Below are 26,865 nucleotides of genomic sequence, written 5' to 3' on the forward strand. Positions count from 1 at the left end.
GAGGAAAAGCCAGAATCCTTCATTCTCTTTCCTGAAATGCGTTCACATCACATGATGTTGCGATATGGCTTGATTCAGTCCGTGGCCGGACGGCGTCCCCCTCCGAGGGCCAGCCGGCGTACCGCGCCGTCGAGTCCGACCGCGATCAGCCCGTCCCGGGCCGGACGCAGTCCCGAGACGGAAGGCAGTTCCCAGCGCCTCAGCAGGCGACCGTCATGGACGGCGAGCAGCCGGATCCCACGCTGGTCGGCGACACACACCGCCGAGCCGTCCACCAGGACGTCCAGGGCACGTGGCGCCGCCCCGCCGGTCGCCGGCGCCGTCCACAGCGGGCGCCCGTCGTCGGCTCCCAGCGCTGTGACCGAGCCCTCCGTGGTCGCGACCACGACAGCCCCACCGCAGCCGGCGGCGGCGAGGTGCACGGTGCCGCCGGCCGACACCGCCCACACCGTCTCTCCCGTGGCGCGGCACAGGGCGGCCACCGTGCCGTCCGCCCCCGGCACGACGACGGTGTCCTCCAGCGCCGTCACCCCCGCCGGACCGGCGGCACGCGGATGCACGCCCCACAGCCGGCTCCCGTCGTCCATCCGCCGGCACACCACCTGGCCGCGATCGGTGCGGTAGACCACCGTGCCGACGGCGACCACCGCTCGTCCCGTCACGACTCCTGCGTCCTCGACGGCCCAGCCGCACTCCCCGGAACGGAGGTCGAGGACGCGCACGCTCCGTCCCTCCGCGACGAAAAGCCGGTTCGGATCGTCGTCGGGGGCACCGGACCAGCCCACCACGTGCACTCCCGCGGAGAACCGGTGCCGTGTGTGCTCGGGACCGGCCGCGGCCAGCCGGACATGGTGCACCGCTCCGTCTGCGGCGCCCAGGACCACCGCGTCCCGCGCCGGAATCAGCCCGCCCCGCACCGGTGCGCCGAGATCCAGTCGCCACAGGGGCCGCCCACTCCGGTACTCGACGCCGTACAGGATCCCGCCCGCCGTGACGACCAGCACCATGTCCCCCATCAGCCAGGGGGATACGCGCAACCAGTCGTGGCAGTGCCAGACCCAATGCTCGGTGGTGGTCGGTGCGGGTGCGAACTCCGGCGTGGATGCCGGCGCCGGCTCCGACGCGGGTGCGGGCACCGGTACCGGCACGGAGGTTGGCGCGCATGCGGGCACGGTCGGCGCGAGGCCGCCGTCCGTCCGGTTTCCGGGGCTCCACTGTTCCCGGCCCGCTTCCCTGCCTCGGGCCCACTCGGTCTCCCGCTCCTCCCTCTCCTCCCGCGCCAACTGGTCGGCGCGCGGCCCGATGAGGGCGCGCAGCGCGGCCATATGGCGCCCGAACACATGGAGCGCCGCGGGCGGGTAGGGGATGCGGTCCGTGTCCGTCGCGCGGGCCAGCCGGGCGCGTACGTCGTCCATCGAAGGGCGCTCGGTGTCGGTGAACCGGAGACACGCGGTGACGAGTTCACGCAGCGGGCCGTCGCGCAGGCCGGTGATGTCCGGTGGCTCCGTCAGGGCGCGCAGCCGGATGTCGAACTGGTTGCGGCCGCTGTAGGGGGGATGTCCCGTCGCGGCGAAGAGCAGGGTCGCGGCGAAGGCGAAGACGTCGGCGGGCCCCTGGGCGCGGCCGAGGCCGCTCGCCTGCTCGGGGGCGGCGTACTGGAAGCTGCCCATGGCGTCCGCGGTGACGGTCAGGCTGGGGTTGGCGGCGAGGCGTACGAGGCTGAAGTCGATGATCCAGGGACGGGTCGAGGTGACGAGCACATTGCTCGGTTTCAGGTCCCGGTGATAGAGCCCGGAGCCGTGCAGGGCGGCCAGCGTGGCGGCCAGGCGGCGGCCGAGGCCGAGCACCGTGGGCTCCGGCAGCGGGCCGGCGTCGTCGACCAGCCGTTGCAGCGAGGGGCCCGGGACGTACCGGGTGGCCAGCCAGGGGCGGCGGGCAGCCGGGTCGGCATCCAGGAGTTCGGGGATGCCTTCGCCGCCGGCCCGGTCGACGGCCTCGATCTCACTGTGGAACCGGGGCCTGAGCCGCTCGGACTCGGCGACATCGGTACGGATGAGTTTGACCGCGGCGAACCGCTCCCGGCCGCCCGGCTCCTCCTGCCCGAGGAACACCTCGCCGAATCCGCCCGCACCGATGCGGGACAGCAGCCGGAACCGCCCCAGGCGCCGGGGGTCCTCGCTTCTCAGAGTCTCCATCGAGGGCACCGGTCAGGCCTCTCCGTGCGCGTCGGCCCGCCGGCCCGTCCGGTGGCGCGACCCGTCGTCGCCGGGGAACGAGGCGGGGGCGGTGCGCCGGGCGAGCGCGCGCAGCAGGCCGTCGGTGCCCAGTTCCTCCCGCAGCATCCGCAGCCGGGCCAGATGGGCGCGGGCCGACGGGGAGACGGGGTCGGGCGGGGTGTCCTCGTCCACGACGCGCCGCCGTGGCGAGGACGCCCTGGTGTAGCAGATCCAGGGGGCGTCCGCGGTGGCGTCCGGGGCCCAGGTCGACGCGGTCAGCGTGGCCCGGTATCCGTAGGGCAACAAGGAGACGACGGCGTCGATGACGCCGATCCGGTCGAGGGCGAACCGGTCGCCCGGTGCCCGCAGGGCGAGTGGCGCCTCGAGCGCGGCGGCGGCGGTGGCGGCCGCCCAGCCGAAGCCGGCCTCCTCCACCCGCCGCGCGGTCCGCTCCACCGGGTCGGCCTGCGCCGTGAGCAGCACGGGCTGCGGTGTCCCGCTCTCCGCTGCCTCGCCGGGCAGGGGCACGGGCCGTACCGCGTTCCACAGGGAGACCAGTCCCAACCCGTGCCGGGCCAGTTCCTCGTAGGGCACCAGGAAGCAGCGGGTGGTGGCGGACCGCCGTCCCGAGGAGTCCCAGGTGGCCTCCGCGAAGCTGTTCCAGTCGGTCACCGAGATGGTGATCCATCTGCTGCCGGTGTCCTCCGCTCCGGCGCCGCACACCCCGAAGGAAATCCAGGGCAGGACCTCTCCTGGACGTCCCGCGGTGGACCAGGGCGGCGGGGTGCCGAACAGCGTTGCCCTGATGACGCGTTCGAACCAGGCCATCGCCGAGGGTCCGTCGCTGCACCACAGGACGCGGTAGTCACTGCTGTCCGCCGGGGGTTTCGACAGCACGGCCCAGCGCGCGCGGAGGCTGAGGGTGGGGGTCATGTCAGGTGCCTCCCGGCGCTCGTCCCAGGTCGATCAGCGGTTCCAGTACGTTCACCGGCCGGGCGGAGCCCCGCAGTACGGGCCGGCCGTTCTCGTCGTGGGTCCGGTTCGAGCAGTCGTCCAGGTTCAAGACGCCGCCGGGAGAGCGGTGGAAGCCGATCGCCGACACCGCGTACCAGAGGACGTGGTCCGGGAGGAAGTACGTCTTCGTCAGCGCCCGTGCGCGTGCCACGTAGCCGGAATCGTCCGCCAGCCAGCCGATGTAGTCCTCCGCGTCGGCGGCGGGCACGCACGGGTCGCCCTGCGCGTTCTGACCGACCCAGTTGCCGCGCCGTGCCTTCTGGAAGACGGAGGGCTCGTCGAATTTCGTGACACAGAAGGCGACGCGGTGCGGCAGGCGTCCCCGCACCAGCCGGCGCTGTTCGTGGTACTCCTGCAGCAGGCGCTCCAGGTGGGGGGCGAGGAACTCGGCCTGGGGACGGTTTCTGGTGGGGTCGACGAGGATCACCAGATGCCCGGCACGCCCCAGGTACGCGTCGAGGACGGGGTTGCTGCCGTAGTTCTCCCACTTGTACTCGCCGCCGCCGGCATCGCAGAAGTCCAGCACGAAGTCGATCCGTTCCGGGCGCCGCCCCCGCGTGAGCTCGGCGCGGAAGACGTACGAGAAGGAGCTCCGGCCCATCGTCGCCTGCGGGAACCGGCACGCGACCGCCAGCGAGTTGGTCTGCTCCACGAGAAAGTGCTCGGCCCGCTCGCTCTCGGCGACGACGTTCCAGCGGCCCAGTTCCGGGGACGCGCCCGCGGCGGCGAGTCCCGCGGCCGCGAGGAAGGTCGTCTTGCCGCTGTGCGCGGCCCCGAGGACTGCGATCGTGTGTCTCCTCTGCCGCGCGGTGCCCTCTTCCGAGCGGTGATCCATGGGTTTCTCGGTCGACTCGGGGAGGGACGTGCGGTCGGACGCGATGGAGGCCGGGGCGGCTTCGGGTACGGGGGCGGGAGCGGGCTCCGGGGCAGGTTGCCCGGGGACGGGCGGCGGGATGGGGGCGAGGGGGCCCAGAACCGTCGGGGGCGGGGTGGCAGCGGCTTCGTCCGCAGGGTGGGCGAGCCCGTCCACGGCCGCCTCGATACGCCGCACCGCGTCTCCGTAAGCCGGGCCCATCCCTTTCAGGATGCGGACCGCGATCTCCGCGAACGGACGGGTCTCCGGGTCGATCTGGCCGATCAGCCGGCCGTCGCGCGGCGAGGCCAGCAGGGCGGGGAAGGCGAGCGCGGTGCGGCCCCGCATCCTCGCCACGTACGCGGACACGGTCTCGAAGACCCGTACCGCCTCGACCCGGTCCATGCTCTCCAGCAGGATCTGCCGGGTGTTCCCGGTGAACTCGTAGGCGGGATCGTCCGCCGGTGTCCCGGAGCCCTCCCGCGCGGGGCGGGGGCGCAGCAGACCACTGAAGAAGACCTCCGCCAACGGGGCGGGGTCGTAGGACTCCTGACGCCAGTTGCTGGTGACCATGTGCGTCAGCCACATGGTGGACAGACTCAGCGGCACCACGGCGAGGCTGCGCAGCAGCCTGCGGGCGCGTCGGCCGGCGACGGCGTCGAAGTCGTCGAGCAGTTCACCGACGTCGGCCGGCTCCGCGAGCGCGGTGTCGCCGGAGGCGGGCTCCGGGAGGGTGCCGGACGTGTACTCCGAGCCGGCGTCGGCCTCGGACCCCGGCGTGGTGTGGGGCGCGAGGTCGGTGGCGGAGGCGGAGATGGAGAAAGGATCGTTCCGCTTCTCCCCCGACCCGGCGGTGACGATCCAGGCCGAGGCGGACACGCTGCGGTCGTGCGCACCGGTGATCAGCGCGGCCCAGCGGTTCAGGGGGCCGGGCGCGAGGGGCACGACGGGGATTGCGTGCGGACGGCCACCGGACGGGGGGCGTCCACCGGGCCAGAGGTCCGCCGGGGACCAGCCGGCCGGCGTGAACCGCCGGGCGAGGCCGGTGAACCTCCTGGACCGGGCCCCCTGGGTCTCCGGATGGAAGGTCACCGGCAGCGGGTCGATCCCGGTACGCCCCCACAGGTAGCGGGGCAGCAGATGGACGATCACCACAGGTCCGTAGTGGGACAGCAGGTGGACCTGCTCAGCCATCCGCCCGTCGTGCCAGCCGGGGCCGACGCCGTCGGTGACCAGGGCGATCAGGCGTCTGCCGTCGGGCTCCAGCAGCGTGCGCAGGCTGCTGGACCCGCCGCCGGCGGTTGTCGGGACGGTGCGGGCGGTCCCCGAGTCCAGTCGGCTCACGGTGATCGACCGGAAGACGCCGTACTGGGCCACGGCTCGGGCGAGTTCGCGCAGCATCGGCGTCCACAGCCGCATCGACGAGCCGGTGTCCCGCACGAGGGCGAGGTCGAAGTGCGGCTCCTCGGCGGGCTCGACCATCGGCACGACCATGCCGGTGGCCGCCGCCCACTCGGCGGTGGCCTCCTCGTCCACCGCTGTCCGTACGGGCGAGGGACTGGTACGGCGCAGCGGCCGAAGGGCGTTGCCCAACTCCAGGCGGCCGGGCAGCATCCGCGGTGGGAGAGGTGCGTCGACCAGGGCGGCGACCTCTCCCGCTCCGGTGAGCAGGGGTTCGGCGCCCGGCAGCCACAGCGCCATGTCTGCGGCCCGGCCGCCGGGCTCCGGGGATGTACGGTCCGGTGCCGGCGCCGACGGCGGACCGCCCGCCGGCGAGGCCGGATCGCCCGGTGCCGGGTCCACGGATCGCGGGCCGGGCCCCGGACGGCGCGTCGCGGCCGTCTGACCGGCCACGGGCAGGCGTGCGGCCAGCCAGGCGGTGTCGAGCACTTCGCTCAGTCCGACCCCGTCGCAGTTCAGCAGCGCCCGTGCGACCTCCGGATGCACCGCGTCACGCCCCGGAGAGCGAGTGGAACACCGCGTTCGTGATCGTCTCCAGGTCGTCCGGTCCCAACTGGGCCGTGAGCCTGAGGCGTACGGCGTTGATCAGCTGGTCCGGTGAGAGCTGGCGGCCCTCGGCGGTCAGCCCTTTGTACTTCTTCAGAACGTCCGCGACCTGGGAGAGGTCCTTCATCTCGGGGACATGCGCGCGGAGGATGTCGTGGAGACGCTCCCCCTCGGGGGGTTTGAGGGTCAGGAAGAGACACCGGCGGCGGAAGGCCGGCGGAAACTCCCGGTCGCCGTTGCTGGTGAGGATCACGAGGGGGAATTGCGCGCACCGGACCCGGCCGTCGTGCACGGGCACCCGGTCGTTGCCGTCCCAGCTGAGCACACGGACCGGTGACTCGGCGACCCGGCGCAGCTCGGGGATCTCGTAACCGCCGGTCTCGAAGACGTGCAGCAGGTCGTTGGGCAGGTCCACGTCGCTCTTGTCGATCTCGTCGATCAGCAGCACGCGGGGCCTGCGCCTGGGCAGCAGCGCGTCGCCCAGCGCGCCGAGCCTGACGTACTTTCCGATGTCCTCGTGCCGGCCGACGCCCTCGTACCGTCCGTCCTCCTGGTGAGTTCCGGCGTTCTTGTGGGGCCCGCTGTCCCTGTGGTCCTTCCCCGCCCGGTGCCTCCTCTGCTCCGGTGGCACGTTCTTGCGCAGGTTCATGTCGTGCAGGCGGCCCAGTACGTCGTAGTTGTAGAGCCCTTCACGCAGGGTGGACCTGCTGGTGATGCCCCACCGCAGGACGGGGCCCAGGGCCAGCTCCCGGGCGATGGAGGCGGCCAGGGTCGTCTTTCCGGTCCCGGGCGGGCCGGTGACCAGCAGGGGCCGACGGAGCTGGATCGCGGCGTTCACGAGGTCGTGCGCGTCCCGGTCGCCGCGATAGGCGACCGCCGCCCGCTCGTCCCATGACTCCGCTCCCCCGGTCCCGGGCGGCGGCACCGGGAGACTGCTGTGCAGGGGGTTCCGCGCGCGCAGCGCGGCCTCCTCCTGGGGGGGCACCAGCGCATGCAGTCCGAAGGAGCGCCAGGGCGGGGGCTCGGGAATGCCCGGGAGCCCGCTCTCCCGGGTGCGGGGCTCGCCCCAGTGTCCGCGGTAGACCCACCAGTCGGGAACCGCCGAGGCGGCGACCGGCCCTTCCGTCATTGCTCGTCCCTTCCGTACGTCCGTCCTTGTGAACGTCTGTCCATGCGGTGCTCGCGGCCCTTGCGGTCCCCCTTCCGTGGGGACCGCTCCTTCGGTCAGGGCAGGTTCAGGGGCCCACGGACCAGAGGAGAACGACGCGGGTCGTCGAAGAGCACGACCATGTCCCGGAACACTTCGGCCTCGGCGCCGCCCGTTCTGCGCAGGTCGAAGACGATCTCGGGCAGGTCGTGCAGGGGACGGCCGTCGAGTCTGCGCAGCAGGCTCTCCCGTACCAACGCGCCGTCGCAGACCGCGCCGTCGTCACCACCGCGCCGGCAGTCGTCGGCCGGGGACCGGGCCGGCCATATGGCCAGCAGTGCGCCGTTGTTGAGTGCCGTGCCGACGAGGTCGGCGTGCGCCTGGTCGGCCAAGGAACGGGAGAGCACGATGCCGGCGCACGGGTCCGCCGCACCGTTCGCGCCGCTGTTGGCTCCCGTCGGGGCCGACCCGCTCCTGGCGCCGTCGGCCCCCTTGCCCGTGGTGCCCGCGTTGGTGCCGATGACCGCGTTCAGGGTGAAGGCGGTCTCCATGGTGCGGGCGTGCTGTTCGAACTCCGCTCCCCCGGTTCGGCAGGAAGAGGCACAGTCGGTCCACTGCAGTCGTGCCGCGGGGACGGAGTCCAGGAGGGAGGCCCCCCGCTGCCAGCTCAGCGTCTGCGGGCCTCCGTGGTGGCGCCAGCCGTCGCGCAGCACCACCGGTCCGCCGTCCCCCAGCAGCGGTGCCTTCCCGCTGGGCACCGAGAACCTCGGCAGTGTGTCGAAGCGGTGGCCGAACAGGTCCCGGTCGACGATGAACTCCACCCAGGCTCCGTCGAGCGCGGACTGCACCTTGGTGTGGGCCTTGCCGTAGATCAGCTTGACGAGGCTGGGGAACTCCTCCTTGCGCCAGTTCTGCCTCGGCAGCCTGATCGGCTGGTGCTTGTGACCTGTGTAGAACCACGCCTTGGCGCGGTAGCGCGGTCCCGCGGTGCTCTGCGGCTCACCTCGCTCGGCGGACGCCTCGCCGTGGCTGAGCTCGTCCTCCCGTTCCAGATCTATGACCAAGTGCCCGCGCCGCCGCACGGGCGTGGGCGCGACCGACACGTCGGCCAGCGGCGGAAGGCCTTTGTCCGTGGCCCAGGAGGCGTACCACCGGTGGATGCCGTCCCGCAGACGCCCGATGCGGGCGAGGACGACACAGAGGTCGGTGATGCAGTGGCTGCCGTCCGCGCGGTGGGGTAGTTCCGTCACCCGCACGGCCGTCTGCGGCAGGGTCAGGTCGTCGTCGGCGAGACGCGGGCCGTAGCGGTGCAGCCACTCCCACACCTCGCCCTCCTCCTCCGGAGTCAGGCAGGCCCGGCTCACTGTCCGGCGCAGCGTCTCGGCCTGGGTGACGGTGACCGCCACGCCCGGCAGGAAGTCGCGGTCCACGAGCAGGTCGCCCCGGTGGCTGAGCCAGTAGTGGGTGGGAATCTGGCCGTACTCGGGTTCCCCTTGTCCGTAGGCCGCGCGGAAGCGGGCCTCGAGGGCGACGGCGGTCTGCTCGATCCGTTCCAGATCCAGCCGGCCGGCGAACGGCAGCGCCTCCAGTGAGTCCAGGAGCCGGTCGGTGAACACCCCGCCCCGGCCCTCGTCGAAGAGGGCCTGCTCGCCGTGGCGGGCACCGTAGAGCACCAGGCCCAGCCAGTCCGGGTGCGGGACGGCGCCGGCGGCGATGGTCAGGGTCTGGCCGCCACCGCCGTCGCCGGGCCGGGCGGTGTCCGCCTCCCGGCAGGCGTCGATCACGAACAGCTGACGCCCGGGTCTGCGCGGACCTGCCATCCCACGCGTCAGGTCCTCGAGCGCGATGCGCCCGTTGTGCGGAAGGTACAGCAGGTGGTTGCCGTTCTCCCGGTTGATGCCGCCGTGCCCGATCCAGTAGAGGACGAAGGCGTCGTCCTCCCCGAGTTCCCCCACGGGGCTGGAGTCGGCCGGGCTGAAGAACTCGCCGATCGGAACGAGGTCGGCCGATGCCAGGTCGGTTCGCACGTCGGTCCGTCCGGTGCCCGCGGAGGCCCCTCGCAGCCGCGCCGGCAACAACTCGGTCAGCGGTTCGACGGGCAGGTGGCCGGACGGCGAGTCGGACAGGGGCTCGGACGGCGGACCGGACAGGTGGTCGGTGTTGGTCAGGAAGGTGAGGGAGCACGGCTCGTCGACGTGGTTCACCAGCCAGGACGCGAAGCGGACGCCGGAGGCCAGGGAGCCGGGCATGGGCCGCAGCGACGAGCCCTCGTACGTCTCCGGGCACACCACCAGAGCGCGTACGACCATCGATCAGCACTCCTCGACGGCGGTACGCACCGCGTCGTAGACGCGCGGTGTGGTCCAGTAGGCGCCGTGTGCCCGGGGGAACGGCTCACGGGTGTCGACCTCGACATCCGTGACGCGGCCGGCGAAGTGGTCGTCCGCGGGGAAGGCCAGGAGGTCCTCCTTGTCGACGACGTTCACCCAGCGGGCCCGGAAATGATCCGGCAGGGGGGTGCCGAAGCGGTGCGTCGCCAACGCGTCCAGGCCGTACAGGTAAGGAACTTGGCTGCCCACGGTCACCAGCAGCCGTACATTGGGCAGTGCGTGGGCGACCAGGCTCTCGAAGCAGGCGATTCCGCCGAGGCTGTGCCCGAGCAGGACCACGGGCCCGTCGATCTCCCGCACCCGCTCGGCCAGGTAGGTTCGCAAGGGCTCGCCCCTGGCCTGGTAGAGCAGGATGTCGCCGAGCGCCGGTGTGGCACGGGTCAGCAGGGCGTCCCGGTGTCGCCGGACCACCGGACGGGCCATGTGCTGCGCCGTGGACCAGGCGACGGCCCGGGCCCTGTCACCCACGCCGAGGGCGGCCCCGCCCAGGCGCTTCTCCATGACCCGCCACAGCGTGTCGCGTTCCGCGGCGGACACGAGAACGGGGCCTCCGTCCCGTTCCCTGAACCTGATGTACGCGGCGGTGACGGATCGTGCGACCAGGTCGTGCGACGCCCTTGCGGCGAGAAAGGGAAGGGTCGCGACGAATTCCTGGGCATGCAGCAATTCCTCGACGGCTGCACGGAATTGCTCGCCGGGTTCGCCTGCCGGAATCAATTCCCCGACTTCGGGATCGTCCGGCATGGCACCGATACGCTTCCTCAGCAGGTCCAGCGCCCTCGGCGAGGTGGCGGACGCGTCGCCGGGTGCCGCCAGGACCGCCGTCCGGATCTCGTAGAGCGGGTCGTCGTACAGCCGGGCCCACACCGCCCGCTCCGCATCCGACCAGGCCACTCCGTGCCCGTCGGGGGCCCAGGCCGGTCCCGGGCCGTCCGGCACACCGGTCCCGTCCGCCGGAGTCACACCGAGGACATCGCCCCAGGAGCACGTCTCCACCATGGTGTCCGGCAGTACTTTCCGGAAACCGTCCCCGATTCTGTCGAGCGCTTCCCGCTCACGCTTCGACCGCACGCCCGTTCCGTGAACGAACAGAATCGTCTTCATACTTCTTCGCACATGTCCCCCCACCCCGATGCCGCGACCATGAACACCGCGACGGCCGCCAACGGTAGCGCGGCACAAGGAATCATCTCCGCACATTCCCTGAATTCGCCTCACCCGGACGATGATTCATCTTTTCGGAAAGACGATGGATCCCGATCGATCAGGAACAGACAGGGTGGCGCCCTCGGTGCCGGTTCCGCAGAGGAAGGGTGGTGCCAGGGCCCGGTCAGGCCTGAGCCGATGGCCGGTCGGGCCGGGCAGCCGTCGTGGTGCCGGGCCCGCGCAGGAAGCGGATGACCGGGTGGCCGGGATACCGCGTCACCTCGGCGCGGACGCCGTAGACCTCCTCGATGAGGGCGGAGGTGAGCACGTCGGCGGGATGGCCCTCGGCGAAGGCGCGGCCGTCGCGCAGGACGAGGAGCCGGTCGCAGTACATCGCGGCGAGGTTGAGGTCGTGCAGCGCGATCACCGTGGTGACCGGCAGGCCGGCGATCAGGTCGAGCAGGTCCAGCTGGTGCTGGATGTCGAGGTGGTTGGTCGGCTCGTCCAACAGCAGTTCGCGCGGTTCCTGGGCGAGGGCTCGGGCGATCTGGGCCCGTTGGCGTTCGCCGCCGGAGAGGGTGTGCCACGACTGGGTGGCCCGGTCGGTCAGGCCGGTGCGTTCCAGGGCGGCGGTGACGGCCCGCTCGTCGGCGTCGGACGCCGGGCTCCAGGCGCGGCGGTGCGGTATGCGGCCGAGAGCGACGACGTCGCGGACTGTCAGGTCGGTCTGCGTGTGCGCGTGCTGTTCGACGGTGGCGACGCGGCGCGCGACGGCCCGGCGGCCGACCTCGGGCAGCGGCCGTCCGTCGAGCTGGACGACGCCGGCGGAGGGGGCGAGGACGCCGGCCAGCAGGCGCAGCAGCGTCGACTTCCCGGAGCCGTTGGGGCCGAGCAGGCCGACGGTCTCGCCGGGGCGCGGGGCGAGGGTGACGCCGTCGACGATGAGGCGGCCGTCGGCCCGGCGGCCGACCCGGTCGGCTCGCAGTCCCCCGTCCGGGCGGGCACCGCTCGCTTTCGGGTCGGGGCTGTCCGTGTCCGGGCTGCGCTGGTCCGGGCAGGGGTCGTTCATGTCTTCCTCCGGCCTCGGTGGAGCACCACGATGAAGGCCGGTACGCCGATGAGGGACGTCACCACGCCCACCGGTACCTCCTGCGGGTCGACGACGGTGCGGGCGAGGGTGTCCACCCAGACCAGGAACACGGCGCCGGCCAGCGCCGTGACGGGCAGCAGCCGGGCGTGGCCGGCGCCGGTGAGGACGCGGGTGGCGTGCGGCAGAACGAGGCCGACGAAGCCGATCGCGCCGACGCAGCTGACCAGGACTGCGGTGAGCAGTGCCGTGGCACACAGCAGGACGAGGCGGGAGCGGGCGATGTGCACGCCGAGGCCGGCGGCGGCCTCCTCGCCGAAGGCGAAGGCGTCCAGGGTGGTGGAGTGCCCGAGGCAGACGACGAGTACCAGGGCGAGGACCACCGTGCACAGCAGTACCTGACCCCAGTCGGCGCCGGTGAGCGAGCCGAGCAGCCAGAACAGCACGCCCTTGGTGGTCTCCGCGTCGGCGGAGGTGAGCACGGTGAACGAGGTCAGCGCGGAGAACAGCTGCATGGCCGCCACCCCGGACAGCACCACCCGGTCCATGCTCCCGCCGAGGCTGTGGCTGAGCAGCATCACGAGCCCGAAGGACACCAGCGCGCCGGCGAAGGCACCCGCCGAGAGCGACACCGCCCCGCCGCCGACACCGAGCACCACCACGGCGACCGCGCCTGTGGACGCCCCGGAGGACACGCCGAGTACGAACGGGTCGGCGAGCGGGTTGCGCAGCAGGGACTGCATGACCGCGCCGCACAGGGCGAGTCCGGCGCCGCACACGGCGGCGAGCAGGGTGCGCGGCATCCGCAGGTTCCACACGATGCCGTCGCGCAGCGGCGTCAACGTGCTCTCGCCACCGCCCAGATGGGCCATCACCGACGCCCACACGTCGGCGGTGGAGATGTCGGCGGGCCCGATGGTCACGGCGACGGCGACGGAGGCGGCCAGTGCCGCGAGCCCGCCGCCGGTCAGCAGCAGGGCGCGGAGGCTCACTTGGTGAGCCCGGCATCGCGCAGGCCGGCGGCGACCTGCTCGATCCCTTCGACGGTGCGGATGGAGGGGTTCATCGCCTGGCCGCTGAGCAGGACGTACCGCTTCTTCTTCACTGCGGCGAGGTTGCGCGTGGCCGGATTGGTCTCCAGGAAACGAATCTTCGCGTCGGCGGTTTCCGCTGTCTGGGACCTGCGGGTCAGGTCGCCGAGGACTATGACGTCGGGATCGCGGTCGGCGACGGTCTCCCAGTTGATCTGCGGCCACTCGTCGTGGGTGTCGGAGAAGGCGTTCTCGGCACCGACCTCGCGGGTGATGGCGCCGGGGGCGCCGCAGCAGCCGGCCAGGTAGGGCGACTGGGAGTTGGCGAACCAGTACATGAGGGAGGCGCCGGAGGCGTCCAGGCCGTCGGTGGCCCTGCGCACCCGCTCCTTCAGTTCCGCGACCAGTTCGTCGCCACGCTCCTCGACGTCGAAGACGCGCGCGAGATCGCGTATTTCGCCGTAGACGGTGTCGAGGGTGAGCGCCGTGCTGCGGGAGCCGTCGCCGCCGCTGTCGTTGTCCTTCCCGGCGGCGCAGTCCGCCGGGGAAACATATGTGGGGACGCCCAGTTCCTCGAACTGCTCGCGGGTGGCGACGCCGCCCTTGCCGAGCGTGGAGACGAAGGAGGCGGTGACGAAGTCGGGTTCGGTGTCCAGCACCTTCTCGAAGGAAGGGGTGTCGTCCGCCAGGCGGGGGACCGACGCGCTGGCCTTCTCCAGGCCCTTCGGCACCGGATCGGTCCAGGTGGCGGTGCCGGCCATGCGGTCGGCGAGGCCGAGGGAGAGCAGGATCTCGGTGGTGCCCTGGTTGAGGGAGACGACCCGCTCGGGTGCCGACTCCACCGTGACCTGGTTCCCGCAGTTGTCGAAGGTCAGCGGGTAGCCGGACGCGGCGGACTGTTCCGGGCTGTCGGCGGCGGCGTCGCCGGCTCCGCCGCAGGCGGTGAGCAGCAGGGCGGGGGTGAGGAGAAAGGCTGCGGCACGGCAGCGGGGATCGGAGAGAGCACGGGGCACGGGCACGCCTTGCACTGTCGGGGCTCGTACGCGGAGCCTGGCCTACAAAGGGCCCCACCGCCGACGGCGGCGAGGTGCCAGCAGGTCTTCGGACTCGGGTTCGCCCGGACGGAGCGCCTTCCCAGGGCGGTGCGCGCCGGCCCTTTGGCCGACCCGCCGCCCCAGTGGCGTCATGAGTGCTCCGCCCGTCCCCCTCACCGCTGCGCGTCAGTTCCGGATTCCCACCGGATTCCCTGGCCTCGGATGTGGCACGACTGGCTCCGGAAGCGTATCAAGGCGCTTGTATGACCTGGTCGCGGGCGCACCTCACCGCCGTTCACGCCCGCGACGATGCGTTCCGCTACCGCTCGCCGAGTTCGCCGACGGTTTCCGCCCCGGCTGTCCCACACGGCCGGGCGCCTGACGAACCGGGACCCGGTGCTCGACGGCGGCCGGCAGACCGTTGCCGCCGGTCACCGCGAGGCCACCGGCAGGCCCCTGGACACCGAGTCGGGCCCGCCCGCGCCCGATGGCCCCTGCCCGGTTCGTCCCCTTCACACCGGGCGCTTCGAGCACGACGGGATCGTGCGCGAGGCGCCCGAGGGCGTCCCGTCCGCACAGAGCTGTTTTGAACGTGCCCACGGGCAGCCGACGAGGGCGAACCGATGGAGAGGCACTCTTGCGAGCGTGCGCTGTCCGGAGGATGGGGGCCGGCAGCCGCCGGCTCGGGCGAGGCCCTGTTCTCCAGCCGTGGTCCCTCACGCCCGGCCTGCGCTTCGGCCTCGTGCCGGCACTCGCCCTTCAGGGCCGATGCCGGTCGTCACGTGACCGTACGCGCCTCTTGATCGGCCACGGCCGAGCCTTCCATGATCACCTCGGAGCGTCGGCCGCCCCGGTCCATCAGGCCGCCCGTGAAGGCCAGGCCGAGGCCGGCCAGAGCAAGAGCCGCACCGGCCAGGCTGGGCGCGGCCCAGCCCCAGCCTGCCGAGATGACCAGGCCGCCGATCCAGGCCCCGCCCGCGTTGGCCAGGTTGAACGCGGAGTGGTTGGAGGCCGCCGCCATCGTCGGAGCGTTCTTGGCCTTGGCCATGAGCAGCATCTGGACGGGCGTGGTGATGAGAGAGCCCATCGCACCGATGACGGTGATCGTCACCAGGGCGGGCACGACGCTGTGCACGGTGAAGTAGAACGTCACCAGTGCCGCGGCGAGCACGGCCAGGCCCGCATACAGCGTCGGCCGCAGGGCGCGGTCCGTGAGCGGGCCGGCGACCAGCGTGCCGAGCGTCATGCCAACGCCGTAGAGCGCGAGGACCAGAGTGGTCGAGGAGTCGGATATGCCCGTCAGATTCGTCAGCATGGGCACCAGGTAGCTGTAGACGGCGAAGAACCCGCCGAACCCGACCACGGCGACGGCCATGCCGATCACGACCTGCCTGTTGCCCATGGCCCGCAGCTCGGTCCTGATGCCGGACTGCCGGCCGCGTGGCTGGTGGGGGACGAAGCAGGCCAGCATGACGAGGGCGACGAGTCCGATGACGGTGACCGCCCAGTAGGCGGACCGCCAGCCCAGTTGTTGCCCGAGGGCCGTGCTGGCCGGGACTCCGACGATGTTGGCGACGGTGAGACCGAGAAACACCTTCGAGACGGCACGTGCCGCGCGCCCCGGGGCGACCAGCCGTGAGGCGACGACGGCGCCCACGCCGAACAGCGCTCCGTGCGGCAGACCCGCCAGGAACCGCGCGGCGAAGAGCAGGCCGAAGTCGGGGGCGAGCGCGGACGCGGCGTTGCCGACCACGAACAGCCCCGACAGGAGCAGGAGCAGCCGCTTGTGGGGTATGCGCGCGCCGATGCCCGTCAGCAGGGGCGCGCCGACGACGACACCGAGCGCGTAGGCGGAGACGAGGTGGCCGGCGTGCGGCACGGACACGCCGACCCCGTCGGCGATCTGGGGCAGCAGCCCCATCGTGGCGAACTCGGTCGTGCCGATGCCGAACGCGACGACAGCCAGGGCCAGCAGAGCCAGCGGCATGGTGCAAAAACCTTTCGAAGGCAGCGGTCCAGGAATAAGGGGGACGATGTCAGGCCTGAGCACGAGTGGCGTCACCGGCCTGGTGGACCGAACAGCGGCAGGCCGGTTGCGTCGAGCGCCGGCCGTGCGTCTCTGGACGGCCTGCTGGAGCGGCTTCGCGAACGGTCGGCGTGACCGCGCGGAGCGGGAAACATGGGAGACCCCGCCGTACGAGTCTCGCTACGGGTTTCTGCGCGGGTGACCGGCGCGGCGCGTCCCGGCCGAACCGCGCCGTGCCGGCACCGTCTCATCGCGCGAGACAGCTGAAGCCGGCAAGGACGCGGTGGAGGACGTACGGAGTTCCATGGTTCGTGACTCTCAAAGAGCGCGGCGACCGCCCGAGGCGGGGCGAACCTGCGGGACGAGCTGATGAGGCGCGGGCCTCGACGGTGAGGCGGCCACCCAGGACCGTAACATCGATTCGATCTATCCATCGATTTGATGTGAAGGGGGAAGAACCCCGGCGCGCGGTCCCGTCCGTCCGAGCGTGACCCGTCAGTGATCCCGACGGGCGTTGAGCCGGGCGGCCTGACGTGTCAGGTGGTCGCGTTCGGCGAGGTTGGGCGCCTTCCGGGCCGCCTCGGCGTACAGGCGTGCTGCCGTCACCAGGTCGCCGTCGCGTTCGTGGAGGTACGCCGCCACCGCGGTGTGGCGGGGCAGTGAGCCGTCCAGCGCCGCGAGCGCCGCCAGGCCGGCGCGCGCTCCGTCGGCCTCGCCGACGGCCACCGCGCGGTTGAGCCGGACGACCGGGCTGTCGGTCAGGTGCGCGAGTTCGTCGTACCACTCGACGATCTGCACCCAGTCGGTCTCCCCGGCCGTGACCGCGTCGGCGTGGAGTGCCGCGATGGCGGCTTGGGCCTGGAACTCGCCCAGCCGGTCGCGGGCGAGGGCCGACTGCAGGATCCTGACGCCCTCGGCGATCGACTCGGTGTCCCACTGGCCGCGGTCCTGCTCGGCGAGGGGGACCAGGCTGCCGTCGGGCGCGGTCCGGGCGGTGCGCCGGGCGTGGTGGAGCAGCATGAGGGCGAGCAGCCCCGCCACCTCGGGATGGTCGATCGCGGCCGCGAGCTGTCGGGTGAGCCGGATGGCCTCGGCTGCGAGGTCGACGTCGCCGGAGTAGCCCTCGTTGAAGACCAGGTAGAGGACGCGCAGCACGGTGGCGACGTCACCGGGCTGGTCGAACCGCACGCAGGAGACGGTGCGCTTGGCCCGGCTGATGCTCCCCCACTGCCTTAAGGGCGCGGGAGGTACCCCCACGCCATCGTCGCCTCGGGCACCAGGTAGGCCTGGGCGATCTGGCGGGTGGTGAGCCCGCCGACGGCGCGCAGCGTGAGCGCGACCGCGGACGACGGCGTCAGCGAGGGGTGGGCGCACAGGAAGTAGAGCTGGAGCGTGTCGTCCACCGCGGGCGCGGGTCCGGGGGCCGGTTCCTCGTCGACGAGATTCTCACGCCGGCGGCGGGCGGTGTCCGCCCGGGTCGCGTCGAGGAACCGGCGCCAGGCGACGGTGACCAGCCAGCCCTTCGGGTCGCGTGGCGGCGCGGCCGGCCAGACGCGGACCGCCTCGGCCAGCGCGTCCTGCACGGCGTCCTCGGCCGCCGCGAAGTCGGCTCCGCGGCGGCCGAGGATCCCGAGCACGCTCGGCGTGAGGCTCCGGAGCAGGGCCTCGTTCACCTCCGACGTCATGACGTCATCGTTTCTGTCGTGATGTCCGTCGTCATTCCGTGATGGTGGGCGGCGCGGTCAGGAACGGCCGTACCTCGAGCCACTCGTGGATCGGCTTCCCGCCCGCCCCGGGGGCGGCCGACAGTTCCCCGGCCAGCTCGACGGCGCGCTCGTGACTGTCGACATCGATCACCATCCAGCCGGCGATGAGGTCCTTGGTCTCGGCGAACGGGCCGTCGGTGACCGGCGGGCGACCCTCGCCGTCGTACCGGACGAACGTCCCCTCGGGGGCGAGCGCCTGACCGTCGACGAACTCGCCGGTTCCCTCGAGCCGGGCAGCGAAGTCGTTCATGTACTGCATGTGGGCCGAGATCTCCTCCGGCGTCCACCGGTCCATGGGCACGTCGTTGACCGCGGCCGGAGCGCCACGGTAGTGCTTCAGCAGCAGGTACTTGGCCATCGTGTTTCTCCTCGGTGCTGGTGCGACCCCTTCTGGTCGCCTTCACTGCGGGGACGGAGCCGGCCACGGGTTCTCGACATCGACGCCCGAAATCTTTTTGGCTCTCGCCGATACGCGACGCCCACCGGCGACCATCGTCGTGGATATCCACGACGGTCTCGGTCAGCCAGGCATGCTTGACCGGCCACGGCGAGGGCGGACGGTCGCGCCATGCGGAGTAGCCGGATTCCCTCACGTGCAGCATCCGACAGGCCCGCTGCGCGCAATGATCCTCGCCGGCCCTCGCGCGGATGGCTTCGAACCGCCTTTTGGGAGGTGGTTTCCCCCGGCGGCTCGGTGGCCCGGCGGTGGATGGCCAACTCCGCCTCCCGTTCCGCGATCCGCTTGCGGGCTGCGGCAAGTTCGGCCTGTTCACGAGTGGGGGCACCGGGCACCTGCCCGGTGTCGATCAGGCGCCGGCGGCGCCGGACATGGATGGTCTGCCCGCTGATGCCGAGAAGTTTGGCCACTTCGGCGACTTTCCGGCCGGACTCGACAAGGTCAAGGACGCGGCGGCGGAACTCGGGCGGATGGCTGCGGGGCATGACGGCCTCCGGAGGCTGCTGGACAGTCCATTCTCCAGCAACCCGACCCCATCAGACCTGGGGCGGACCGGTAGACGTCGGCACGGTGATCCGGGGGCCCGCCCCTTCGCGGGTCCGGTCCGTCCGGGATACCAGGGGTTCAGCGACAAGCCCCGGCCGTACGATGATCGCCGTGCCCCCCGCCGCATGCTCGGCGCCGGCTCCGAGGCTCCTGCCCGGGGCGTCCGCGCCACACAGGCTGATCTTCTCGACGCGCTGCCCGGCGTTCGCCTTCCGATCTCGGCGAGCCGCGGGCCTGAGGAGGGGTCAAAAACCGCCCCCCGGCTCTGCCGAGGACCCGGCGCGGCCTCGGGTCCGGGCGCACGGACACCGTCTCTCCCGACACCTCCGGCTGACCGCGGACGCGCCGAAGGTCCGCACCCGCGTGGGCACGGACCCCCGGCGCCCCGAGCAGGGCGGGACGCCGCTACCGACCTCGCCCCGGTGGCGGCGCCCGCCTCGGTCGTCGGCCCTCGGGGCGTCGGCTCATTCCACGATCACCTCCTGGTCCCGCTCGACGTCGACGGCTGTCGCGCCGGGCGCGAGCATCACCTCGTAGAGGACGCGCAAGCCCCCTCCGGGTGTGTGAGGTTCGTCCGCCCGCTCACGGCCGGGACTGTGCACGACCGCAGCAGCGGCTCCAGGGCCTCCAGGACGCGTTCGCCGACGTGCTTGTCGCCGGTCATGGCCCCGTGATCCCGGCTCGGACGCCAGGGAACAGCCAACCGGCCGGTGGTCAGGGTGAGTCGGGCATGACGCCACGGCTGCCGGGCGTCCCGGGTGGTCACGTCGGAGGGAAACCGAAGCCGCCACGAGGGCCTAGCCGGAGGGCCGGGCCCGCCCTTGGCGGGCCCGGCCCTCGTAGGTGCGGAGAGGCAAAGCTGCACCGGGTGCCGCGAGTGCCCCGCCCGGTGGTGAAGAGCGCTGGGCTGTCAGCCTTGAACCCATTCGACCCGTTCGACGGTGTCGTTGTGCTCGGCGGGTTCCTTCAGGGACTTGCCGGCTTCGAGGATGCGGGTGCCCTTGCTGCTGATCAGCTTTGCGTCGCTCTGGGTCTGATTGACCCACGAGGACACGTTCTTCGTCATGCTGCCGCCATCCGCGGGCAGCTCGCTGAGGGCCACTGTGTACCCCGCGCCGATCCCGTAGGCGGGGCCCTTGCGCTCGTAGTGCTTCCACAGCCCCAAAGTCGCCGGAGGGCACTCGCTACCCTCGATCACGACCACGCCGGCAGGCAGCCTTGTCCCTTGAGTCGTCACAAATCGCTCCTTTTCCTTCGGCCCGCCGACCTCGCTGGCAGGCGGCGCCGTCCCCATCTCATTCGAAAACGGCCTAAAGCGCATCTCGAGCAGGTGGCCACCCGGATCGGGGAAGGGAATTCGGTTGGGCCGATCGGTGGAAGGTCAGCCTGCGCAGGGCGGCGGGTCGTCACTGCCTGAGTCCGGGTCAGGCCGAACTCGGCCGGCAGATCGCCGACATGTTCAGCGGTTCCAGCCGCGCCCGCTGCTCATCGGTCAGGTCGAGCCGCCCCGTCACCACGAGGGTGGCCCCGAGGTCTCCGGCGTTCGGGTTCTTCTTGGTCGATGAACCCTCTACCGGAGACCTCACTTACTTCACGATCACGACACGCCCGTCACACCGGACTTCGAGGCAGCCCCTGGGTGCCTGGTGCCGAGGCGTGACCGATGAGCATCAGAGAGGGTCGAGGCGGGCCTTGAGCAAGCAGAACTCATTGCCTTCGGGGTCGGTCAGGACATGCCACTGCTCCTCCCCTGTCTGGCCGATGTCGGCCGGGCGCGCACCAAGCTTCAGAAGGCGTTCGAGCTCGGCGTCCTGATCGCGGTCGGTGGCGTTGACGTCGATGTGCAGCCGGGACTTCCCCGGCTCCGGCTCGTCCCTGCGGCTGAGGATGATCGTCGGCTGCGGACCGCCGAACCCTCCGCGCGGCCCGATCTCGATGCAGTCGTCCCCTTCACGGTCGAGCACGACGAAGTCCAGGACCTCGCACCAGAACCGCGCCAGCACCTCAGGGTCGCGACAACCGAGCACGAGCTCACTGATACGACATGCCATTGACGAAACCTGCTCTCAGCCTGGGAACTGCCGGAGAGGCCACACGCGAACCTCATGGGCTCCCAGCAGTGAAAACAATTCCGCGACCGTACCGGACGAGGCGAGCACGGGCGACATGTTTTCAGGGCCGCCCCTGTCCGGGCAGCCGGGCAAGGCCGTTGGCCATGCAGCAGGGAAGCTGACTTCGAGACACGACCCAGGCTGGTCAGGCATACGGTGATGGAGGTGGGAGGAAGGACACCGGCCCTCGGACACGGGACTCCGTCCGGCAGACCACGCCACCCCGAGGTTCGGACCGCCCGCTCGGCAGCCCATGAACGCGGATGCCGACGAGGGCGCAGCGCGTCAGAACCGTACGGCCGACGAGCGTGCACAGGTCCAAGGAACGGGCACACCACAGCCGCCCCGATAGAGCTCGCCAACGGCACGTCCAAGAGCCGACAGCGGGAGTTGGTGGGCACCCTGGCCGCGGACCCATCAGGCGCAGGCCGGCGTGGCCCCGGGTGATCGCCTGGCGTCTTCGACCCTCCATACGGTGTGCCGTGGGCCGCAACACCAAGTGACAGGTACGTTCGCCATGCATCGGCCGACCTCAGCACCGGGCTCCCCTTTCGCCGGCGCTCGTTTCAGGCCGCTGTCGTGCTCGTGGGCACTCTTTCCCCGACGGCCGGGGAACTGCTGTGATTGCATGTGCCGTCCTTACCTCGTGTATCAGTCCCCGGTACCGCTGCTGGTGCTCCGACCGGGAAGGTTCGCCGGGTCGTGGCTGGTGGTGCAGGGTTCGCGGAAATCCGTTTCGAGCCTTGCCCTGGTGCCTCTACTGTGGCGCGGTGATGACTCAGGTGATCGTTCTCAACGGTGGTTCCAGCTCGGGGAAGTCCGGGATCGTTCGGTGTCTGCAGGCAGTACTGCCGGATCCGTGGCTGGCCCTGGGGACAGACACGCTGGTTGAGGCGATGCCGGCGTCCATGCAGGCGTCGGATGGCGGGATCGAGTTCGCTCCGGACGGAGCGGTGATCGTCGGTCCGGAGTTCCGGACGCTGGAAGCGGCATGGATCGAGGGGGTCGCCGCGATGGCCCGTGCCGGCGCCCGGGTCATCATTGATGAGGTCTTCCTCGGCGGAGCGGACTCGCAGCAGCGATGGCAGAAAGCCTTGGGCGAACTGCGGGTGCTGTGGGTCGGCGTCCGGTGTGATGCTGCGGTGGCCACAGACCGTGAGGTCGCACGAGGCGATCGGACCATCGGAATGGCCGCCTCCCAGGCGGAAGTGGTCCACCAGGGCGTGACCTATGACCTGGAGGTGGACACCACGCATGCGGAGGCGATGGAGTGCGCGCGAACCGTCGCCGCACATGTCAAGTGATCGACGGCCCGGCTGTCTGCCGCTGTGACCGCACCGCCGGGACGAGTCAGGCCGCGGTGGTGAGCGGGCGTCCGCCCCAGCGGACGCGTTTCTCGCCGCGGACGCGGGCGCGTTCGTGGCGTTGGGGGGCGAGCAGATCGGGGTGGCGGGCGTTGGCGTTGCGCCGGCGCAGACAGGCGTGCAGGGCTCGGGTCCGGACCACGTGGTCGGGGTGGTTGGGGTTGGCCAGGGTGAACTGCCGCAGCGGGCCGAAGTCAGCCTCATTCAAGGCCGAACTGATCGAGACGCGGGGCCCCCGAACCGGCTTCGACCAGGCCGAACACGCGATCTCCCAGTGGGTCACACGGCACAACGTGGCCGGACGCCGGCTCCAGGCGCCCGGACGAGGCGTGCACCTGGCTCATGGAGTCCTCGACGGTGATGAACTGCTCCTCGCCGTTCTGGCAGTCCCTTTCGCCGCGGCCGAGGGTCGGGAGGATCAGGGCGGTGTCGCCGCAGACGGTGTGGGAGCGGTTCCGCTTCGCCGGCCGGTGCCGCACGCCCCTGGCCACTACGGGGTACCCGTGAATGGTTGACGCACGCTTTTCCCGGGGACCCGGGGACCCAGGACCCGGGGAACTCGAAAGCCCGTGGCGGCGGCTTCCGGTTCCACCGCAACGGCCCGCGAAAGCCGCAAGAAAAAGAAGGTGATGTGATGAGCGAGACCACTCCCCCACAGGCGGAGGGCGCGCGCGAGGAGGAAGAGCTCACGGAGCCGTACCAGACCACTCCCTCGCAAGCGGAGGGCGCGCGCGAGGAGGAAGAGCTCACGGAGTCGTACCGGACCACTCCCTCGCAAGCGGAGGGAGAACGAGACGAGGAGGACGAACAGGCTCCGGCGGACGGCGGGGGCGAGCAGCCGTAGCGTGTACCGGCTGCCGAGGAGACATCGGATGGACGACAACGCCTCCGGCACCACTTCGCGGCGGCCGGACGATCCGTCCGTCGTCCGGTCACTGGACGAGTTCGCCGAGTTCGCCGAGCGCCGCAACCAGCCGTACGTCCGGTGGTCCAGTGGACCCGCCGGTGAAGTTCCCCCGTGATCACCGCCACTCCTCTTCTACGCTGCGAGTGTCCGGGCGGTGCGGAACCGCTGTCGCCTCTCCTGGGGTGTCAGGTATCCGAACCCGGGATGCCTGCTCAGGCGACGCCGGTTGTAGAACATCTCGACGAACGTGAAGACCTCGGCCCGGGCGATGGCCCGGTCCGGCCGTCCCCGGGTGCCGTTCTCCTCCTCGATCACGGCCAGAAGCTCTCAGCGGCGGCGTTGCCGAAGCGGGAGCCGGTTCGTCCGGTGCTCTGGCGAAGCCCCGACCTGCTTATTGCAGACCGGAATCGAGTCGACGTGTATGCGCTTCCGCGGTCGCTGTGCGCGATGCAGCCGGGTTCCGGGCCGCCGCGGCCGTGGGCCATCCGTAGCGCGTCGACCACCGGCTCGGCGCGGTGGTGGTCGGCCATCGCGTAGCCGACGACCTCGCGGGTTGCCGGGTCCAGTCGGCAGGCCAGATCCAGCCGGCCCTCGCCGGCGGGCAGGTACGCGATGTCCACGACCAGTCGGGGGCCGGGGCGGGTGGTGGTGGAGCCCCGGCCGATCAGGTCGGGCGTCGGCCTGGCCTGCCGGTCGGGCCGGGCCGGCGAGTGGCGTCTTCGGCGCGTGACACCGGTGATCCGGTGGTCGCGCGTGATCCGCTCCGCCCGCTTACGGTTTACGGCCCGGTCCAGTCGCCGCAGTTCAGCGCGTACTCGTGGGACACCGTAGGCACCCTTTGAGGCCCTGTGGATCACGGCGATCTCAGGGGCCAGGGCGTTATCGGCGCGCTCGCGTGCCCGCCGCTTCCCTTCGGCTTCCCGCCACGCGTAGAAGGAGGAGCGGGCCACGCCCAGGACACGGCACAGCAGGGTCACCGGGTGGACGGCCTCCTCCGCGGCGATGAACGCGTAGACATCGCTCACCGGCCGCTGTCCCTGACGAAGGAGGACGTGACTTTTTTCAGGATCCCGATCGTCTTCTGCTGCACGCCAACGCCACCCCCGCCGTCCCCGACGATGAGGACACTTACTCGGCCCGGTGGCTCGGTAGCGTGACCGGACACCGGTTGAACGCGCCCAGGAGGTGTCTCACAGGCCCGAGCCCGGAGGGCATGCCGCGGGGTGCCGGCGCTGCGGCGGTCCGCAGACGTACCCGCGCTCAGCTCGCCCAGATGCCGGTGATGTCCGACGCGGTGGCGGCGTGCCCGGCGTGCGATGTGCCGTACATATCCTCGATGGTGCGCAGCACGTCGTAATGGTCGTACCTGGTCGCTGATCTGCTGCCTGCAGCCACCGGCTGACCGTACAGCACCGTGGCAATCTTGTTCTTGCTGTGCTTGTTGTCCTCGTCGAAGGTCACGACGAGGAGGCTGTTGTGGGTCTTGGCCCAGGCCGCGTAGGCGCCGAGGTGCGTCTTCAGCCAGGTGTCACCGGTGGAGACCGGGCAGCCATGCATGTCACTGCACAGATTCGGGATGACGAAGGAGACCGTGGGCAGCCTGGCGTAGACGGTCGGGAACTGTGCGAACGTCTTGGCGCTGGATCGGGGTACGTTGCCGAACCCGAACCACGGGTTGTGGTTGCGTGCGTAGCGTCCGCTGCCGCAGGTGGTCGAACCTTGGCTGGGCAGCGACTCGCTGTAGCTGGCCCAGGTCTTCCCCACGGCGGTCAGTTCGGAGGCGAGGTTGGCGGCGGAGCGGAAGCCGGGGACGTAACAGCTGTCGTCAGTGATGCCCTGCGTCGCGCCGGAGAAGAGTGCGAAGTAGTTGGGCTGGCTGGGGTGGGTGATGGCGTATGAGCTGGTCAGGACGGCGCCGCGGCTGCCCAATGAGTTGATGTAGGGAGCGCTGGGGCTGCCGATGATCTGGTCGTACGCGTGGTTCTCCATGACGACGACGACCACGTGGTCGGGCGTGGGGCCCTGCCCGGCCCTGTGCTCGGTTCCTGCGGCTCCCGTCCACGGCGCGGCCGCCACTGCGACGACGCCGAGGGCGTAAGCGAGCAGACGGACGATACTCCGGGTTCGTGTTCGGGACGGGGCGATCACGGGGCCTCCGGTCACAGCAGAGCCGGAAGATATGTCGGTTTTCATTCTTCATGTTTTCGGCCGGTCTCGCGCCCGAGGCCGCGGCTCAGTCAGCACTGAGAGGGCGTTGAGTTCGTTTCCGGTAGACGCCTCGTCCGGGTTGGACGAGGAAACCTTGAGGGGTGAGGCGTCCGAGGCCGCTGCGTGTGACGTTCAGGGCCGGGTCGTCGGTCGGCATGCCCAGGAGTTCGCGCAGTTCGCGGACGCGGAATGCCTGGTCGGGGTGACCGCCGATGCCTTGACGTTCCTGGCTGTATGGGCCACGACCAAGCAACCGGCGAGACGATGCCGGACTTGTCTCAGCTGCCGAGCCAGGCGAGGGCGGCCACGGTCAGCGCGCGCACGCCGGTGTCCAGGGTCGGCTGGAGGACAGGAGCGAAGGTGGCGCTGTGGTTGACCGGGATGTCCTGGGAGACGGTCCCCTTCCTGACGGCCTCGGCGTAGCGCTCCGGATCGATGCCGCCGATCGCCCAGTAGGTGAACGGCACCCCGAACGCCGCGGGGATCTCGCTCATGTCCTCGCTCGCGGTCTGCAGCTCGATGGTGTGCGCGTCGTCGCCGAAGTACGCGGCGAACGCCTCGCCGACCCGCCGGGTCACCGCCTCGTCGTTGACGGTGGGCGGGAAGGAGGTGATCCGCTCGATCTCGGGTTCCTCCGGCGAGCGGGACGCCTCGCACTCGGCACGGACGATCCGGCCGATCGCGTCCAGGACATGGGTGCGCGTGGCGTCGTCGTAGGTGCGCACGTTGAGTTCGATGACGGCGCTGTCGGGGATGACGTTGGGTCCGGAACCCGCGTGGATGCTGCCGACCGTGACCACGGCGGGGGTCGTGGCGGCCAGCTCCCGGGACACCACCGTCTGCAGGCGTACCACGATCATGGCGGCCATCACCACGGGGTCCACCGCGGCCTGCGGCATGGCACCGTGCGCCCCCCGCCCGTGGACGGTGATGCGCAGGCTGTCCGCCGCCGACAGGAACGGCCCGGCGCGGGTGCCCACGTAGCCGGCCGGATAGGGCAGGACGTGCTGGGCAAGCACCACCTCGGGCCGGGGCGACCGGGAGGCGAGACCGCCGGCGATCATCGCCTGGGCGCCCTCGCCGTTCTCCTCCGAGGGCTGGAGCAGCGCCACGAAGGTGCCCCGCCAGGCGTCCCGGCTCCCGGCCAGCAACCGCGCGCAGCCGAGCAGGCAGGTCACGTGCACGTCGTGTCCGCAGGCGTGCATGACGGGCTGCTCGGTGCCGTCCGGGCCGGTCACCGTCACAGTGGAGGCATAGGGCAGACCGGTCCGTTCGCGCACCGGCAGGGCGTCCATGTCCGCTCGCGCCATGACGGTCGGGCCGTCGCCGTTGGCCAGGACCCCGAGCACGCCGGTGCCGCCGATGCCTTCGGCGACCTCGTAGCCGAACGAGCGCAGGGCCTCGGCCCCCTTCCCCGCCGTGCGGTGTTCCCGCAGGCCGAGTTCGGGATGCCGGTGCAGATCCCGGTAGACGTCCTCCAGGTCGGAACGGATGCCGTCGAGACCGGCCAGCACGGTGTGGGCGGGATCAGTCATGGAGGCTCCTTACGTGGGTG

General features: G+C 71.3%; 22 protein-coding genes, 3 pseudogenes and 1 riboswitch. Of the genes and pseudogenes, 3 read left to right on the forward strand and 22 right to left on the reverse strand.

Annotation, left to right across the window (positions count from 1 at the left end):
- Positions 1-74: 74 nt before the first annotated feature.
- From ACFP2V_RS35920 to ACFP2V_RS35995, 16 genes and pseudogenes are all read right to left on the reverse strand, one after another.
- Positions 75-2,195 carry a protein kinase domain-containing protein gene (locus ACFP2V_RS35920; RefSeq protein WP_381219992.1) on the reverse strand — a complete coding sequence of 707 codons (2,121 nt, stop codon included), beginning with the start codon at positions 2,193-2,195 and terminating at the stop codon, positions 75-77.
- A 12-nt stretch (positions 2,196-2,207) separates the two neighbouring features.
- A complete protein-coding gene (locus ACFP2V_RS35925) occupies positions 2,208-3,149 on the reverse strand; it encodes a Rossmann-fold NAD(P)-binding domain-containing protein (RefSeq protein WP_381219995.1) in 942 nt (313 codons plus the stop codon).
- A gap of 1 nt (position 3,150) precedes the next feature.
- Complete coding sequence (locus tag ACFP2V_RS35930; protein ID WP_381219998.1) at positions 3,151-6,030, reverse strand: SAV_2336 N-terminal domain-related protein; 2,880 nt, start codon at positions 6,028-6,030, stop codon at positions 3,151-3,153.
- A 4-nt stretch (positions 6,031-6,034) separates the two neighbouring features.
- A complete protein-coding gene (locus ACFP2V_RS35935; protein WP_381220001.1) occupies positions 6,035-7,219 on the reverse strand; it encodes an AAA family ATPase in 1,185 nt (394 codons plus the stop codon).
- A gap of 95 nt (positions 7,220-7,314) precedes the next feature.
- On the reverse strand, positions 7,315-9,546 hold the full coding sequence (locus ACFP2V_RS35940) for a caspase family protein (RefSeq protein ID WP_381220004.1): 2,232 nt from the start codon (positions 9,544-9,546) through the stop codon (positions 7,315-7,317).
- A 3-nt stretch (positions 9,547-9,549) separates the two neighbouring features.
- Positions 9,550-10,698 (reverse strand): hypothetical protein, encoded by a 1,149-nt coding sequence (locus ACFP2V_RS35945; RefSeq protein WP_381220007.1) that lies wholly within the window; start codon positions 10,696-10,698, stop codon positions 9,550-9,552.
- 259 nt (positions 10,699-10,957) lie between these two features.
- Complete coding sequence (locus ACFP2V_RS35950) at positions 10,958-11,842, reverse strand: ABC transporter ATP-binding protein (RefSeq protein WP_381220010.1); 885 nt, start codon at positions 11,840-11,842, stop codon at positions 10,958-10,960.
- Positions 11,839-12,852 (reverse strand): FecCD family ABC transporter permease, encoded by a 1,014-nt coding sequence (locus ACFP2V_RS35955; RefSeq protein WP_381220014.1) that lies wholly within the window; start codon positions 12,850-12,852, stop codon positions 11,839-11,841. Before ACFP2V_RS35955 ends, ACFP2V_RS35950 begins: the two co-directional genes overlap by 4 nt.
- The gene (locus tag ACFP2V_RS35960) at positions 12,849-13,904 is read right to left on the reverse strand and encodes an ABC transporter substrate-binding protein (RefSeq protein WP_461091902.1); all 1,056 of its coding nucleotides are present in this window, start codon (positions 13,902-13,904) and stop codon (positions 12,849-12,851) included. The genes ACFP2V_RS35955 and ACFP2V_RS35960 overlap by 4 nt, the downstream gene beginning before the upstream one ends.
- A 62-nt stretch (positions 13,905-13,966) precedes the next feature.
- Positions 13,967-14,178, reverse strand: a riboswitch (cobalamin riboswitch).
- Positions 14,179-14,703: 525 nt separating this feature from the next.
- Entirely contained in the window at positions 14,704-15,912 is a 1,209-nt protein-coding gene (locus ACFP2V_RS35965) for an MFS transporter (RefSeq protein WP_381220020.1), read from the reverse strand.
- 534 nt (positions 15,913-16,446) lie between these two features.
- Positions 16,447-17,624: pseudogene (locus tag ACFP2V_RS35970) on the reverse strand (RNA polymerase sigma factor).
- A 43-nt stretch (positions 17,625-17,667) separates the two neighbouring features.
- Complete coding sequence (locus tag ACFP2V_RS35975; protein WP_381220023.1) at positions 17,668-18,075, reverse strand: YciI family protein; 408 nt, start codon at positions 18,073-18,075, stop codon at positions 17,668-17,670.
- A 1,109-nt stretch (positions 18,076-19,184) separates the two neighbouring features.
- Positions 19,185-19,322: a hypothetical protein gene (locus tag ACFP2V_RS35980; RefSeq protein ID WP_381220026.1), complete on the reverse strand. Its 138-nt coding sequence runs from the start codon at positions 19,320-19,322 to the stop codon at positions 19,185-19,187.
- Between the two features lie 308 nt (positions 19,323-19,630).
- Positions 19,631-20,014: a peptidase inhibitor family I36 protein gene (locus ACFP2V_RS35985; RefSeq protein WP_381220029.1), complete on the reverse strand. Its 384-nt coding sequence runs from the start codon at positions 20,012-20,014 to the stop codon at positions 19,631-19,633.
- A gap of 130 nt (positions 20,015-20,144) precedes the next feature.
- Complete coding sequence (locus ACFP2V_RS35990; RefSeq protein ID WP_381220032.1) at positions 20,145-20,306, reverse strand: hypothetical protein; 162 nt, start codon at positions 20,304-20,306, stop codon at positions 20,145-20,147.
- Positions 20,307-20,390: 84 nt separating this feature from the next.
- A complete protein-coding gene (locus ACFP2V_RS35995; RefSeq protein WP_381220035.1) occupies positions 20,391-20,771 on the reverse strand; it encodes a VOC family protein in 381 nt (126 codons plus the stop codon).
- An 833-nt stretch (positions 20,772-21,604) separates the two neighbouring features.
- Here ACFP2V_RS35995 and cpt point away from each other — a divergent pair.
- Positions 21,605-22,135: a chloramphenicol phosphotransferase CPT gene (gene cpt, locus ACFP2V_RS36000; RefSeq protein WP_381220080.1), complete on the forward strand. Its 531-nt coding sequence runs from the start codon at positions 21,605-21,607 to the stop codon at positions 22,133-22,135.
- Between the two features lie 46 nt (positions 22,136-22,181).
- Here the strand turns inward: cpt and ACFP2V_RS36005 are convergent.
- Together ACFP2V_RS36005 and ACFP2V_RS36010 are read right to left on the reverse strand one after the other, a co-directional pair.
- A pseudogene (locus ACFP2V_RS36005) lies at positions 22,182-22,397 on the reverse strand (IS630 family transposase); the annotation flags it as partial.
- Positions 22,396-22,686 (reverse strand): hypothetical protein, encoded by a 291-nt coding sequence (locus ACFP2V_RS36010; protein ID WP_381220083.1) that lies wholly within the window; start codon positions 22,684-22,686, stop codon positions 22,396-22,398. The gene ACFP2V_RS36010 and the pseudogene ACFP2V_RS36005, both read right to left, overlap by 2 nt.
- A 143-nt stretch (positions 22,687-22,829) precedes the next feature.
- On the opposite strand from ACFP2V_RS36010, the gene ACFP2V_RS36015 reads away from it, so the two are divergent.
- Positions 22,830-23,039: a hypothetical protein gene (locus ACFP2V_RS36015; protein WP_381220038.1), complete on the forward strand. Its 210-nt coding sequence runs from the start codon at positions 22,830-22,832 to the stop codon at positions 23,037-23,039.
- Positions 23,040-23,067: 28 nt separating this feature from the next.
- Positions 23,068-23,217, forward strand: a complete 150-nt coding sequence (locus ACFP2V_RS36020) for a hypothetical protein (RefSeq protein WP_381220041.1) — start codon at positions 23,068-23,070, stop codon at positions 23,215-23,217.
- Positions 23,218-23,234: 17 nt separating this feature from the next.
- Here the strand turns inward: ACFP2V_RS36020 and ACFP2V_RS36025 are convergent, their stop codons facing one another.
- The 4 genes and pseudogenes from ACFP2V_RS36025 to ACFP2V_RS36040 form a co-directional block, all read right to left on the reverse strand.
- Complete coding sequence (locus ACFP2V_RS36025) at positions 23,235-23,417, reverse strand: hypothetical protein (RefSeq protein WP_381220044.1); 183 nt, start codon at positions 23,415-23,417, stop codon at positions 23,235-23,237.
- A pseudogene (locus tag ACFP2V_RS36030) lies at positions 23,414-24,139 on the reverse strand (IS3 family transposase); the annotation flags it as partial. The gene ACFP2V_RS36025 and the pseudogene ACFP2V_RS36030, both read right to left, overlap by 4 nt.
- Positions 24,140-24,362: 223 nt before the next feature.
- Complete coding sequence (locus ACFP2V_RS36035) at positions 24,363-25,250, reverse strand: alkaline phosphatase family protein (RefSeq protein ID WP_381220047.1); 888 nt, start codon at positions 25,248-25,250, stop codon at positions 24,363-24,365.
- A gap of 338 nt (positions 25,251-25,588) precedes the next feature.
- Positions 25,589-26,845 (reverse strand): M20 family metallopeptidase, encoded by a 1,257-nt coding sequence (locus ACFP2V_RS36040; RefSeq protein ID WP_381220050.1) that lies wholly within the window; start codon positions 26,843-26,845, stop codon positions 25,589-25,591.
- Positions 26,846-26,865 lie beyond the last annotated feature (20 nt).

This window comes from Streptomyces incanus (assembly GCF_042656345.1).
In the GTDB taxonomy this organism is placed as follows: Bacteria; Actinomycetota; Actinomycetes; order Streptomycetales; family Streptomycetaceae; genus Streptomyces; species Streptomyces incanus.

Bases quoted from the DNA above. Each gene is read 5' to 3' on its own strand.
- ACFP2V_RS35920 (WP_381219992.1), bottom strand. From the start codon at position 2,195: ATGGAGACTCTGAGAAGCGAGGACCCCCGGCGCCTGGGGCGGTTCCGG.
- ACFP2V_RS35925 (WP_381219995.1), bottom strand. From the start codon at position 3,149: ATGACCCCCACCCTCAGCCTCCGCGCGCGCTGGGCCGTGCTGTCGAAA.
- ACFP2V_RS35935 (WP_381220001.1), bottom strand. From the start codon at position 7,219: ATGACGGAAGGGCCGGTCGCCGCCTCGGCGGTTCCCGACTGGTGGGTC.
- ACFP2V_RS35940 (WP_381220004.1), bottom strand. From the start codon at position 9,546: ATGGTCGTACGCGCTCTGGTGGTGTGCCCGGAGACGTACGAGGGCTCG.
- ACFP2V_RS35950 (WP_381220010.1), bottom strand. From the start codon at position 11,842: ATGAACGACCCCTGCCCGGACCAGCGCAGCCCGGACACGGACAGCCCC.
- ACFP2V_RS35965 (WP_381220020.1), bottom strand. From the start codon at position 15,912: ATGCCGCTGGCTCTGCTGGCCCTGGCTGTCGTCGCGTTCGGCATCGGC.
- ACFP2V_RS35975 (WP_381220023.1), bottom strand. From the start codon at position 18,075: ATGGCCAAGTACCTGCTGCTGAAGCACTACCGTGGCGCTCCGGCCGCG.
- ACFP2V_RS35985 (WP_381220029.1), bottom strand. From the start codon at position 20,014: ATGGGGACGGCGCCGCCTGCCAGCGAGGTCGGCGGGCCGAAGGAAAAG.
- ACFP2V_RS35995 (WP_381220035.1), bottom strand. From the start codon at position 20,771: ATGGCATGTCGTATCAGTGAGCTCGTGCTCGGTTGTCGCGACCCTGAG.
- cpt (WP_381220080.1), top strand. From the start codon at position 21,605: ATGACTCAGGTGATCGTTCTCAACGGTGGTTCCAGCTCGGGGAAGTCC.
- ACFP2V_RS36015 (WP_381220038.1), top strand. From the start codon at position 22,830: ATGAGCGAGACCACTCCCCCACAGGCGGAGGGCGCGCGCGAGGAGGAA.
- ACFP2V_RS36020 (WP_381220041.1), top strand. From the start codon at position 23,068: ATGGACGACAACGCCTCCGGCACCACTTCGCGGCGGCCGGACGATCCG.
- ACFP2V_RS36040 (WP_381220050.1), bottom strand. From the start codon at position 26,845: ATGACTGATCCCGCCCACACCGTGCTGGCCGGTCTCGACGGCATCCGT.